At 59.4% G+C, this 12,062-nt stretch carries 11 protein-coding genes; 3 read left to right on the forward strand and 8 right to left on the reverse strand.

Annotated features, from left to right (window positions below):
* Positions 1-113: 113 nt before the first annotated feature.
* On the reverse strand, positions 114-1,265 hold the full coding sequence (locus HUO12_RS08780) for a methyltransferase (protein ID WP_232367350.1): 1,152 nt from the start codon (positions 1,263-1,265) through the stop codon (positions 114-116).
* 94 nt (positions 1,266-1,359) lie between these two features.
* Between HUO12_RS08780 and crtD the strand changes: the two genes are divergently transcribed.
* A complete protein-coding gene (gene crtD, locus HUO12_RS08785; protein ID WP_176273202.1) occupies positions 1,360-2,916 on the forward strand; it encodes a 1-hydroxycarotenoid 3,4-desaturase CrtD in 1,557 nt (518 codons plus the stop codon).
* 80 nt (positions 2,917-2,996) lie between these two features.
* Entirely contained in the window at positions 2,997-3,752 is a 756-nt protein-coding gene (locus HUO12_RS08790; RefSeq protein ID WP_232367351.1) for a hydroxyneurosporene dehydrogenase, read from the forward strand.
* On the opposite strand, the gene HUO12_RS08795 is transcribed toward HUO12_RS08790, so the two are convergent.
* From HUO12_RS08795 to HUO12_RS08815, 5 genes are read right to left on the reverse strand one after another with little or no spacing between them, the layout of a single operon-like run.
* On the reverse strand, positions 3,749-3,952 hold the full coding sequence (locus HUO12_RS08795; protein WP_176273203.1) for a hypothetical protein: 204 nt from the start codon (positions 3,950-3,952) through the stop codon (positions 3,749-3,751). The two genes, HUO12_RS08790 and HUO12_RS08795, sit on opposite strands and share 4 nt — an antisense overlap.
* On the reverse strand, positions 3,949-4,869 hold the full coding sequence (gene bchO, locus HUO12_RS08800; protein WP_176273204.1) for an alpha/beta fold hydrolase BchO: 921 nt from the start codon (positions 4,867-4,869) through the stop codon (positions 3,949-3,951). The genes HUO12_RS08795 and bchO overlap by 4 nt, the downstream gene beginning before the upstream one ends.
* An 18-nt stretch (positions 4,870-4,887) precedes the next feature.
* Positions 4,888-6,606, reverse strand: coding sequence for a magnesium chelatase subunit D (locus tag HUO12_RS08805; protein ID WP_332310394.1), 1,719 nt, complete (start codon positions 6,604-6,606; stop codon positions 4,888-4,890).
* Positions 6,603-7,604 carry a magnesium chelatase ATPase subunit I gene (bchI, locus tag HUO12_RS08810; RefSeq protein ID WP_176273205.1) on the reverse strand — a complete coding sequence of 334 codons (1,002 nt, stop codon included), beginning with the start codon at positions 7,602-7,604 and terminating at the stop codon, positions 6,603-6,605. Before bchI ends, HUO12_RS08805 begins: the two co-directional genes overlap by 4 nt.
* A gap of 56 nt (positions 7,605-7,660) precedes the next feature.
* Entirely contained in the window at positions 7,661-8,935 is a 1,275-nt protein-coding gene (locus HUO12_RS08815; protein WP_176273206.1) for a DUF3422 domain-containing protein, read from the reverse strand.
* Positions 8,936-9,099: 164 nt separating this feature from the next.
* On the opposite strand from HUO12_RS08815, the gene HUO12_RS08820 reads away from it, so the two are divergent.
* Positions 9,100-9,636: a flavin reductase family protein gene (locus HUO12_RS08820; protein WP_176273207.1), complete on the forward strand. Its 537-nt coding sequence runs from the start codon at positions 9,100-9,102 to the stop codon at positions 9,634-9,636.
* A gap of 62 nt (positions 9,637-9,698) precedes the next feature.
* On the opposite strand, the gene HUO12_RS08825 is transcribed toward HUO12_RS08820, so the two are convergent.
* Both HUO12_RS08825 and HUO12_RS08830 read right to left on the reverse strand, forming a co-directional pair.
* Positions 9,699-10,790 (reverse strand): acyl-CoA dehydrogenase family protein, encoded by a 1,092-nt coding sequence (locus tag HUO12_RS08825; RefSeq protein WP_176273208.1) that lies wholly within the window; start codon positions 10,788-10,790, stop codon positions 9,699-9,701.
* 28 nt (positions 10,791-10,818) lie between these two features.
* The gene (locus HUO12_RS08830; protein ID WP_176273209.1) at positions 10,819-12,012 is read right to left on the reverse strand and encodes an acyl-CoA dehydrogenase family protein; all 1,194 of its coding nucleotides are present in this window, start codon (positions 12,010-12,012) and stop codon (positions 10,819-10,821) included.
* Between the last annotated feature and the right edge of the window lie 50 nt (positions 12,013-12,062).

Genomic DNA, 12,062 nt, shown 5'->3' on the forward strand with positions numbered 1-12,062 from the left:
TCTAGGCCTTCCCCTTTCCGGCCGGGGTCCTGTTTGCTCACAGGGATATTCCCACCCAGTGTCCTCCTACAGGAACAGTCATAAGTGTCAATCTAGCATGACACTTTTTAATGTCAGGCTGTGGCGACGATTATGCTTGTGATGACGGGCTGAGTGGTTGCGACTCGCCGGATTGAGCCGAAGCCAGCACGCTCAAGCATCACACCAATTTCCTGTGAACTTCTCGGTCTGCCGGACCGCATCGCCCAAAGGTAGAGACCGAAATAGGTGCCGCCCATGGCTTCAGCCCCCGACTCTTGCGCCATTGGCTCCGCAATCAGGAGCCGACCTGAAGGAGGCAAAGCTGAGTGGATGGTATTGAGCAAGTGTTGTGCAGGCTCGTCATCATGGTCATGAAGGATGCGCACAAGGCTCACTGTGTCGTAGCCATCAGGTAAAGGACCAGCGAAGAAATCACCAGGATGAAGTGCAATGTCAGGCATGTTGGCTTCGGCTAAAAACCGTGCCTTTGTATTCTCAAGCACGCCGGGAAGATCGAAGATTCCAACTTCGACTTGTGGGTGCGATGCAGCCACGGACCTGGCAAATACGCCTAGCCCGCCACCAATATCCAGTAAGCGCTTGGTTCCGGAAAAGCGATATGATGCAAGGACTTGGCGGGATACCATCTCTTGAGAGACAGCCATCAGGTCAGAATAGCCCTCTACTGTGGGAGCATCCTCGCCGGCTGCTGCAGGGTTGGCGGCATAGCTCCAGAACTTCGACAGTGCGGTCTCAGTCGCTCTGTCGTCGCGCAGCAAGGCCAAGGGATCAGCCAGATCCTGGTACAGCAATTTATGGTGCAAGATCATCGCCCGTGCGCCTGCATTGTTGAGGAGAGAAGCCCCTTCCTCGCCCAGCATCCAGTGGCCGGGCGCCACTTCTTCAGCGATATTGACTCCTTGTGCCGCGCGAACCAAACGCTCAGCAGCCGCGAGCGACAGGCTGGTCGAATTGGCAATCCGGCTGACTGTTACCACGCCTCTGGCTAGCTCATCAAGCAAGCCGCTTTCAACAACGGCCAGCAGCGATTGCGTGTAAGCGAAGCCCGCGACTAGATCGAACACACGCTGAGCCCGCCTGCGTGCAATCACACGCACAATCGGCGTGCGTGCAGCCCACTCCTGAAACCTGGGACTGGCAAATATCCGGTTTCGCCAAGCGACCCGCTTGAGCTTCCAAACCTGCATCTTTGAGAGCGGTTTTCCCGGCTGACCCATTTCCATATGTCCAATCTTCTGGACAGTTGATATGTAAAGGTCAATAAAACGTGTCAGTCCTTGGCGACTGTACTTGCTGAACGGAAGGACCTTCGAAGACGTGAGAATTGCCATCATCGGGGCGGGAATTGGCGGGCTTGTCTGCGCCGTCTCGCTCGCGCTTGAAGGGCATGAAATCGATGTTTTCGAGAAGGAAAACGGCCCCGGCGGCAAAGCGCGTCGCTTGCCGGTTGGCCAAAGCATGGTCGATGCCGGACCAACCGTCTTCACCATGCGCGATGTCTTCGATCAGCTATTCGAACGAGCCGGTGAGCGACTCGAAAATCAAGTGACGCTCAGCCAAGCAGAGGTCCTCGCGCGGCATGCATGGGACGACAAAGCGCAGCTCGATCTGTTTGCCGACCAGCAGCGCAGCGAAGAAGCAATAGGCGCTTTCGCAGGCGCTAAAGCCGCGGTGGAGTTTCGCTCTTTCAGCGCGGACGCCGCGCGTGCCTACACTGTGCTTGAAGACACTTTCATGCGGGCGACAAAGCCCGCAACGCCGCTAGCATTATCCTGGCGGATCGGCCCCATGCGTGTCGCCGATCAATTGGCAATCCGGCCGTTCTCTTCACTTTGGAATGTCATCGGCAACCATTTCAGTGACCCGCGCTTGCAGCAATTGTTTGGCCGTTATGCGACGTATTGCGGTTCATCGCCGTTCGAAGCGCCCGGTACACTCAGCCTGATCGCGCATCTCGAACAACGCGGGGTTTGGCTTATCGAAGGCGGAATCCATGCTCTGGCCCTTGCGTTGCAAAGGATAGGCGAAAAGCACGGCGTCCGCTTTCACTTCAACTCTTCGGTAGATTCCATTCGAGCCACGGGCGACAATCTGGAAGGTGTTGTCTTGGCAAACGGAGATCTGGCCGCCTGCGACCATATTGTCTCGAATTGCGATCCCGATGCACTGGCACGTGGGAGGTTCGGCAAAGATGCTGCCCGCGCTGTGAGAGCGACACCCGAACGCGAACGTTCCTTGTCTGCGCTGGTTTGGTTGGCGGAAGCCGAGACAGATGGTTTCCCATTGAGCCATCACAACGTGATCTTCTCGCCTGACTACATCGCCGAGTTCCAGGACATTGCGGAGAGCAAGCCGCCCAGCGATCCGAGCATCTATGTCTGCGCCTTGGATCGAGAAGCCGTGCCGGGCGTTCAATCATCAAGCGGGCGCGAGCGGCTGCAGATCATCGTCAATGCTCCGGCAAATGGCGACACCCACAAATACTCATCCGAGGAGACCGAGCAATGCACAGAAGCGATGATGCGAAGCGCGCAGAGATGCGGTCTCAAGCTGGAGCGACCTCTGCCGCACGAATTGCTGACGCCGAACGCGTTCGAGCAGCTCTCGCCCTCGACGGGCGGAGCGATCTATGGACGGGCCTCGCACGGGTGGGCGGCATCCTTCCGGCGCCAGGGCGCACGCACGAAGATCCCTTGGCTTTATTGCGCGGGCGGAGCGACACACCCGGGAGCGGGAGTCCCGATGGCGGCCTTATCCGGCTTGCAAGCAGCCCGCAGCCTGATGGAAGACCGCGCTTCGACACCCAAATTCCACCCGGTGGCTACGGCTGGTGGTACATCGATGCGATCAGCGAAGACGGCCAGCACGCGCTGACCATTATTGCCTTTATCGGCTCGGTCTTTTCGCCCTTCTACAAGCGCAGCGGTCGGCATGATCCACTGAACCATGCATGTTTGAATGTCGCGCTTTATGGCCCGCAAGCACGCTGGGCGATGACGGAGCGCGAGCGCGATGACGTTCGCCAAAGCAAGGACTGCCTTCAGATCGGACCGAGCAACGTGCGCTGGGCGGGTGATGCCCTGGAGATCACGATCGAGGAGCGCGACAAGCGCTTGTTCAACCCGTTCCGCCGGCGGGTTCGAGGCACAGTGCGCGTTACGCCTGAGATTGTGAACCCGGTCGCTTTCGCGCTTGATCCGGGCACAAAGCATCGTTGGCATTGTCTTTCGCCGCGCGCCCGGATTGATGTCGACATGGAAGAGCCAGGTCTTAGCTGGACAGGCAGCGCCTATCTCGACTCCAATTTCGGCTCGGAATCGCTCGAAGAAGGCTTCCGCATCTGGCATTGGTCGCGCGCGCATTGTAAAAACGGCGCAGTGGTTTGCTATGAAGGGGTGAGACGCGACGGCTCTCAATTCGCAAGCGCATTACGCTTTGCAGAAAATGGCGAACCTGAAGCGGAAGCTATCCCCGCAAAAGCAGCTTTGCCGCGCAGTGGCTGGCAGGTCGAACGCAGCACCCGGTCAAGCAGCGGGCGCGCAAGCATTATCCGCACATGGGAAGACACACCGTTCTATTCGCGCTCTGAACTGGCGACCGAGCTACACAGTGAGCCGGTCGTGGCAGTACAGGAAAGCCTGGACTTGAACCGCTTTAGATCGCCGGTGGTACAATTCATGCTGCCATACCGGATGCCGCGCAAAGACTAGCTTTCTTTGGGCTCGTCCGGCGTCGGATTGCCTGACGCTTTGGCGGCCTCTTCTTCCGCTTTCTTCGCTGCGGCCTTGGCTTTGTCCTTCTTGATCTCACGGTCCATTTTCCAGATCTGCTGAGCGGCAAATCCCAATGCGATCGAGTAGAAAAACGCGATCTCGATCCAGCCGTAGTTCTCTGTGAAATTCTCGATCATGGCGTTGCCTGAGCGTCTTCCGGCGCGAGGATGCCGAGCTCAGCTGCAAAGCCGGCAATGAGCGCCGCAATTGTCCCGGGCTGCTGCTCATGCGCGAGATGCCCTGCGCCATTGATGAGCTCCAAACGAGCGTCGGGCAGCAAACGCTGAGCCGCCTCGACACTGGCGAGCGGAATCGCTTTGTCCTTGCTTGAATGAATCAAGAGGGTTGGATTGGTCACCTTGGACAAACGCGTCTTGAGCGCATCCAGATCCCAGTTCGCCATCATTTCCAGCGCTCCGCGCGCATGGCGATGATTGCCGAACAGCGTCGCATAACATGCTTCGCTCACTGGATCGGTCCGCGAGCCAGTTGCGCGCTGCAAGAACCGCGCGGCTTCGCCCGGCACTTGCGCCATGCGGGCAAAAATACGCGGCGCGAAAGGATTGACCAGCAGCAGCTTGGCCATTGCTGGGAAGACCTGAGCCGCGGGCCCGCGAAACGGCATGATCGCAGGGTTGAGGCCGACCAGTGGAATATCGCCGGAATGGCGTAGTGCCCACTCCAAAGCGATCGCCGCTCCGGCCGAATGACCCACGACCATGTCCGGCTCGAAACGCTCTTGCTCAAGCAGATCCGACAGCGCGCTGACGATACCTGCCAGCGTGAGCCCGCCTCTGGGTTTGCCAGCAGTAAAGGCATGTCCGGGGAGGTCCGGGGCGAAGACTTCGAACCGCTCTGCCAGCAATGGCATGAGCCCATGCCAGCTATGCACGGACGCACCGGTGCCATGAAGCAGCAGCAACTTGGGATAGTCACTCTTAGCAGACCCCATTTGCTGGATATGCCAGCGCAGCCCGCTCACCTCTACGAACCGGCTTGCTTCGCGATGCGGCCAATTTCGGCCTTCGCGTTCCCAATGGAGCGGCCTGCTCATGCCCGCCTCAAGCCCAACTCAAGCGCCGGCCAATTGCGGCTGCGCAGCGGAGACAGCGCGCTCCAATGCTGCAGCATCCGCCATTGGCAGCGGGAGATAGCGAGCGCGCATGAACCCCGCGATTGTTTCAGCATCAGGCCGCGGTCGGGGTGAGATATCGATCAGCAATGCTTCCACGCCAGAGGCTGCCACACGCCGTGCCGCCGCCTCTGCATCTTCACGCGCTTGCCCTCTACCAGGTGTTCCATCGGCAGCAATGTTCGCGCTTCCGTCAGTGAGGAAGACAAGAAACGGCGTGCGTCCACGCGAAGCGATGCTTTCCGCCATTTGCAGTCCGGAAGTGATCCCGCTGGCCAGCGGAGTTCCGCCTCCGCCCGGCAACCCCGCCAATGCCCGACGTGCTCTCGTGAGCGAGCGCGTGGGAGGCAGCAAGACTTCCGCGCCCTCGCCACGAAAAGCAATCAAAGCGACCTCGCTGCGTTTGACGTAAGCCTGCGCGAGGATCAGCTCGACCGCGCCTTTTGCTTCAGCGAGCCGCGCAGCTGCAGCCGAACCTGACGCATCCACACAAAAGACGGTGACGCTTCCGGCGCGCTCTTCAAATCGGCGCACACGCAGATCGTCTTTGCGCACGAGCACGGCGCGTGACGCCTCCGGCTCCTCGCGACGACGAACCGTTTGCCAAGGTGCAGCAGCCCGCAAGCTGTCGATCAGGGCAAGCCTTGAGCCACCACGCGGCATGCCGGGACGCGCGCCCAAAGGCCGCCCGCGCAAATTCGACTGCGTGCGCTTTCCTGCACCGCCTGCGCTCGCGCTGCGTTGCAGCCGACCATCCGCAATCGCAGCGAGTACATCGTCGGGAATGGACGCAAGCACAGCCTCCAGTACCACATCTTCGGGCGGCGTTTCTTGCGAGCTCGCCTTTTCGGAGTCGTTATCCTGATTGGTCACCGCGTCATTCTCGGGCGGAGCGCTTTCCGCTTCCGGCTCTGCTGGACACGGAAATCGCGTGGCACGCGGCGCCAAGACCAGCTTTGCAGCGGCGATGAGATCAGCCTCTTCCAATTTGCGTCGTCCGGCCAAGGCCGCATGGGCGCGCGCGGTCTGCAAGGCGAACAGCAGCGGGCGCACTGAATCCACGCCCAAAGCCAAGGCTATCTGTGCAAGCTCAGTCAGGTGGGCATCGTCGCCGGGTTCGACGGCCTGCAAATCGACTGCTGTGGGGTTCTTAGGAAGATCCACCGACGCAAACGCTTCTGCCGCCGACAGGTCGCAGACAAATGCCACGCGATCCGTCAGATTGGCGGGCGGGCGTTCATCCACTTCACGCCCGTCATCGAGCAGTACCAAAGCAAAGCCAGCCTCGCCCTTGGCGGTATCCATCGCTTGCACGAGCTTTCCGGCAAGCTCGGCGCGCAGTCGCTCGGCCATCGGGACGCACACGCAACCTTTTGCTGCTTCTGTGAGCAATCCGCTTTGAAGAACCGGCTTGCCACTGGCGAGGCTTGCCGCAAGGTCAATTCCGCCCAGCAAGCGTTCGTCATCGATATGCGCAGGCAAACGTCGCCACGGCCTTGCTTCGCCCATTGCGTCTCTGAGCAAATCGAGCAGCTCATCACGCGCCGGACCTGCGCCGCGCAGCACAATCCCGCCAAGCTGTTCAGGAGCCATCAGCAGCAGCTGGACAGCAAGTGCCGCATCAGCCAGCGGGCCGTTTTCAGGCCCCTTCGTGCTCACCCGAAAAGCCCTTCAATCGCGCGTTCGATCCGCACTGTCGATCCGGTTTCATCAAGGACATCGCGGCGCAAACGGTGGCGCAGTGCCATTGGTGCGACGTCCAGCAAGTGCGCGCGTTTCACAGATCGCGCACCGCTGAGCGCCGCCTGCGCGCGCGCGGCTCGCATCAAAGTCAATTCGCCGCGCAGCCCATCGACACCGACTTTGGCACAAAGCGCTGCAGCATCGGCAAGGACCGCGTCAGGAACTTCAAGTTTGGGAAGCTTGCGGCGTCCGCTCGCGATCCTCTTCACGACCTTGTTGTCTTCATCCGCCCAACTGGCTGCGAAACCTTCCGCATTGCTGTCTTGCGCAGCGCAGCGCTTCATGATCTCGACGCGATCTTCAACGCTCTCCGGCGTGCGCACTTCAACCGATAAGCCGAAGCGGTCGAGCAATTGCGGGCGAAGCTCGCCTTCTTCCGGGTTGCCGCTGCCGATCAGTACGAACTTAGCGCGGTGTCGGACGGACAGCCCTTCGCGCTCGACCACGTTCTCGCCAGAGGCCGCCACATCGAGCAGCAAGTCGACCAAGTGGTCTTCCAGCAGATTGATTTCATCGATGTAGAGAAAGCCGCGATGCGCCTTGGCGAGTAATCCCGGCTCGAAAGCCTTTTCGCCAGCGCGCAAGGCTCGCTCCAGATCGAGAGCGCCGACAACACGATCCTCGGTTGCTCCCAGAGGCATGTCAACGAACGGCACTGCCGTTTTCCGGCTGCGTTTAGAAGTGCACGGATCTGGGCAAGTACCGGTCTGATCCGGCTCGCAATTATAGCGGCAATCCTCGACCACGCTCATCGGCGGAAGCAAGCCAGCCAGCGCCCGCGTCGCTGTCGATTTCCCCGTACCGCGATCGCCGAACACCATCACACCGCCAATTGAAGGATCGACCGCTGCTATCAGCAGCGCGCGCTTCATCTCGTCCTGTCCGACGATGGCTGAAAAGGGAAAACGGGCCATGTGTCAGTTGTTCTGGACACATATGAGCGTCAGGACAAGCTGAAAAGGCGAATTTCCTAGTCGGAGAACAACCGCCGACGCAGCAGTCGCATGCTGATCCAGATCGTCGCGACGACCGGTATGACGAGACCTGCCAGCACCGCGTTCTTGCTCAGCCCCCATTGCTCAAGCGGCAAGAGCGGCAGGAAATAGCCAACCAGACCTATCAGATAATAGCTCAGAGCGACGACGGAGAACCCTTCGACCAATTGCTGCAAACGGACTTGCATCGATGTGGATTTCTCCATGGATAGCAGCAACCGGGCGTTCTGGTTCTCGATCCGGGTCTCAATCCGCGCGCGCAGCAAGGAAGCCAGTTGAGACGCGCGCAAGGCAAGCTGGCGCACCCGCTCAGTGGTCGCTTCACACGTGCTCATCGCGGGCCGGAAGCGTCGCTGCGTGAAATCGGTCAGGGATGCAAAGCCATCGATTGGACGCGGATCGACTTGCTCCAATCGCTCGTGAACCAATTGAGCATAAGCCTTGGTCGCATCCATCCGGAATGAGATTTCCGATGCAATCGCAGTCAATTCCAGCGACAACCCCGATAGCGCTTCCATCAGCGCATCGTCCGATTCCTCGCCATTGGTGATCCGCGTGGAAAGCTCGCGCAAACGCCGCTCTGCGTCATCAAGTTTGGGCCAGCAGGCTTGTGCCACAGGAAAGCCGAGCAATGCGCGATTGCGGTAATTGCCAAGCTCTTGCAAGCGCTGCACCTGGCGGGTCAGTTCGCCCGGCTCTGCGCCATTTGCCGCGACAAGCAAGCGCCCAAAACCGTCTTCCTTGATCCGGAAATCGGACCAGATCCGGATCGGATCGCTGATGGCCTTGCCGATATGGGTAGAGACCAATTCGTGCCGGTTGAGGTCCAGCTTTGACAAAAGTGCTTCCACCGCGGCATCATCTTCCGCCACCCAGATCCTCGTGCATCGTACGATCTTGCCGGGCACTTGCTGCGCCCAGTCGAGCGCTGCCTGCATTTCTTCGCTTGAATTCGGGTCAAGAAAGGCCGCGACATCCTGCGCGGCGCAAAAGATCGTCAGGCTAGTGCCTTCGCTGTGTTTTTCCCAGGTGACGTGAATATTCTCGCTGAGCTGGCCGCTGCGATGCGAGGGATTGTCCGCATCCGCCGCCGACTGAGTCGCGGCCTCGATAATACCGAGCTCTTCTTCGCGCTCGCTATCCTCGACTTTCAGCACCCATTGAATGACCTGCGAGGGGACGCGCAGACGTGGCCAACGACGCAAATGCATCTCGCCGACAGCCTGTCGTCTTTGCTCGTAATCGCGCATGCCGTTTCCCCTGTTTCAGAGCGGTCAAGCAAGCGACTTCTCGCCCACCAGACAGCGCTGGGTTGCTCAATCAATGCCTCAACGCCTGATTGGTTGCCGCGCGCCTGTGACACCTGCAACGCAGCGATTGAGTTGGCAGGCGTTTGCCCCTACGAGGCTCGGCAATGAGTAAGAGTTTGAACGCGCGGGCCTTCAGAGAGGCTTTGGGGGGCTTTGCCACAGGTGTCACCATCATCACAACGCGCGATGAGGCAGGCGATCCGATTGGCGTAACCGCCAGCAGTTTTAACTCTGTCAGCCTCGATCCGCCGCTGGTCCTATGGTCGCTAGCCAAGGACAGCAGGTCGCTCCCAGCGTTCCGCGCAAAAGGCGAATTTGCGGTCCATGTGCTCGCCAACGGGCAAGAACATCTCGCTGACACTTTCGCGCGTTCAGGCGAAGACAAGTTCAAAGGTCAAGAATGGCATGAGAGCGCCACTGGCGTCCCCTTGTTCGAGCTATTTGTCGCGCGTTTTGAATGCCGTACCGCGCACGAATATGATGGCGGCGACCATGTCATTCTCGTCGGTGAAGTAACCGAATTTGAAGCGCAGGACCTGCCGCCGCTGATCTATCAAGGCGGCGCCTACGGCCAATATCGCAGGCTCGAAACCAAAGCTGAAGACTTGGGCGAGCCCCCACTCACCGGCCCTAACAGCTGAGCGCCCATACAAAAGGAGCGGCACAATGGCCGCTCCTTCTTCCTTATCAGTTCAACCTGAAATCAGGCCGCTTGGCTAAGCGCGATATAGCGCGCCAGATGCTCGTCTTCATCGCCCAGCACCTGACCCAGCATGGTAAGCCGCTTGGCAAAGTGTGAAAGCGGCAGCTCCCAGGTCATGCCGATCCCGCCATGCATCTGGATCGCTTCTTCCGCAGTCAACCGGCCAACATTGCCACATGTATATTTTGCAGCAGCGCCAAACCGGTCGCGCGTTGTTGCATCCTCGTCAAAGCGCGCCGCTGCATTGATTGCAGCAGAACGCGCCTGCTCGATTTCTAGCGCGACTGTCGCCATCCGGTGCTGGAGCGCCTGGAACTTCCCGATAGGAATGCCGAACTGCTTGCGAGTGCGCAGATAATCGAGCGTCGTGTCTTTCAGTACATCCATCACGGCCACCGCTTCCCAGCACGTGCCGACAACACCGAAAGCGCGCGCCTTGTCGATCGCGTCTTCGTTGATCCGATCGAGCCGCTTGGCTTCAGCGCTTTCCAGGACGAGCTCTCCTGCAGCGCCGCCATCGACGAGCGAATAATCGCGAACTTCGACGCCGCCCATCTTGGTATCCAGCAGGAACGCCGCTTCGCCTTCAGCTACCTTCGCCGTCACGACCACAAGGTCTGCAACGCCGAGATATTCGACCACGCCTTTGCTGCCGGTGAGCAACCAGTCATCGCCTGCTTTGGCCGCCTGCATGGCAGGCGCAGGATTGCCATCGGCTTGAACCGCTGGATTGTCCGCAAAAGTGAGGATCGCTTCGCCGCCGATGACGCTCGCAAGCATGTCTTCATCGCCTGCCGCTTCCAGCACTTTGCCTGCCATCAAAGTGCCGAGAAACGGCCCTAAGGCCAGCCCGCGGCCGACTTCGGCGAGCACAACACCTGCATCAAAGGCAGAGCCGCCAAAGCCGCCCACTTCTTCGCCGAACAGCGCGCCAAGCACGCCCAGCTCCGCAAGGCCTGCCCATACGTCGCGGTCAAAGCCTTCATCGCTTGCGAGTGCTTTCTCGCGCACATCCCATGGGAACTTGTCTGCGAGATAACGCGACAATGTATCGACCAGCATTTGCCGGTCTTCGCCGATAGAGAAATCCATCTGTCCTAACCTTTTTCCTCTGCAGCGATCAGAGCTGCAGAATTGCTTTCGTGATGATCTCGCGCTGCACTTCGTTAGAGCCGCCGAAGATCGAAAGTTTGCGATTGTTGAAATATTGCGAGGCGACTGGGCCTGCCCATTCGGGCCCCACCGGCTCACCGTTGAAGCCTTCTTCCAGCGATTCCGACACGAATGGCTGCGCATAGCGGCCAGCCGCACGAACCATCAGATCGTTGATTTCCTGCCGGATTTCCGTGCCGCGAATTTTCAACATGGAGCTTTCCGCTGTCGGAACGCCGCGACCTGCCGCATCGAGCACACGAAGATTGGTCGTCTTCATGTTCTCCATGTCAATCTCGAGCTTGGCGAGACGCGCTGCAAAGAATGGGTCTTCGCCGATCGGCTTGCCATTGCGCTGCGCAGTCTTGGCAACTTGCTTCAACCGCTCAAGCGCAGCCATCGACATGCCGACACCTGCAATACCTGTACGCTCATATGTCAGGAGGTATTTCGCGTAGGTCCAGCCCTTGTTCTCCTCACCAACGAGATTGCTCACCGGAACTTTCACGTCCGTGAAGAACACTTCGTTCACTTCATGATCGCCATCAAGCAGCTTGATCGGGCGCACTTCGATGCCCGGCGTCTTCATGTCGATCAGCAGGAAGGATATGCCTTCCTGACGCTTGCCTTCATTGCTGGTGCGCACGAGACAGAAAATCCAATCCGCGTGCTGACCGAGCGTCGTCCAGGTCTTCTGACCGTTGACGATATAGTAATCGCCTTCGCGCACAGCCTGTGTCTTGAGGCTCGCCAAGTCCGATCCGGCGCCGGGCTCGGAATAGCCCTGACACCACCAGTCCGTGCCATCGAGAATGCGCGGGAGGTAATGCTCGCATTGCTCTTTCGAGCCATACTTGATGAGTACCGGCGCGAGCATGGAGGTCCCGAAAGGAACAACACGCGGGGCATGGGCCAGCGCGGTTTCCGTCTCGAAGATGAACTTCTGCATGACCGTCCAGTTGGTCCCGCCATATTCGACCGGCCAGTGCGGTGCGAGCCAGCCGCGTTCATTGAGGATCGCGTGCCACTCTTCCATATCTGCTTTGGTCAGGCGCTGGCCCTTGCGGACTTTGTCCGACAAACGCGCGGGCAGTTTCTCAGCGAGAAATGTGCGGACTTCCTCGCGGAAGGCCTCTTCTTCAGGGGTAAAATCGAGATTCATTGTGTCCTCTCTTTGGCCAGGTCGCTGATGGTGATTCGCAAGTGACCTTG

Origin of the sequence: Altererythrobacter lutimaris, from assembly GCF_013371495.1 — a bacterium.
Taxonomy (GTDB): Bacteria; Pseudomonadota; Alphaproteobacteria; order Sphingomonadales; family Sphingomonadaceae; genus Erythrobacter; species Erythrobacter lutimaris_A.

Bases quoted from the DNA above. Each gene is read 5' to 3' on its own strand.
- HUO12_RS08780 (WP_232367350.1), bottom strand. From the start codon at position 1,265: ATGGAAATGGGTCAGCCGGGAAAACCGCTCTCAAAGATGCAGGTTTGG.
- HUO12_RS08820 (WP_176273207.1), top strand. From the start codon at position 9,100: ATGAGTAAGAGTTTGAACGCGCGGGCCTTCAGAGAGGCTTTGGGGGGC.
- HUO12_RS08815 (WP_176273206.1), bottom strand. From the start codon at position 8,935: ATGCGCGATTACGAGCAAAGACGACAGGCTGTCGGCGAGATGCATTTG.
- HUO12_RS08825 (WP_176273208.1), bottom strand. From the start codon at position 10,790: ATGGATTTCTCTATCGGCGAAGACCGGCAAATGCTGGTCGATACATTG.
- bchI (WP_176273205.1), bottom strand. From the start codon at position 7,604: ATGGCCCGTTTTCCCTTTTCAGCCATCGTCGGACAGGACGAGATGAAG.
- HUO12_RS08830 (WP_176273209.1), bottom strand. From the start codon at position 12,012: ATGAATCTCGATTTTACCCCTGAAGAAGAGGCCTTCCGCGAGGAAGTC.
- bchO (WP_176273204.1), bottom strand. From the start codon at position 4,869: ATGAGCAGGCCGCTCCATTGGGAACGCGAAGGCCGAAATTGGCCGCAT.
- HUO12_RS08795 (WP_176273203.1), bottom strand. From the start codon at position 3,952: ATGATCGAGAATTTCACAGAGAACTACGGCTGGATCGAGATCGCGTTT.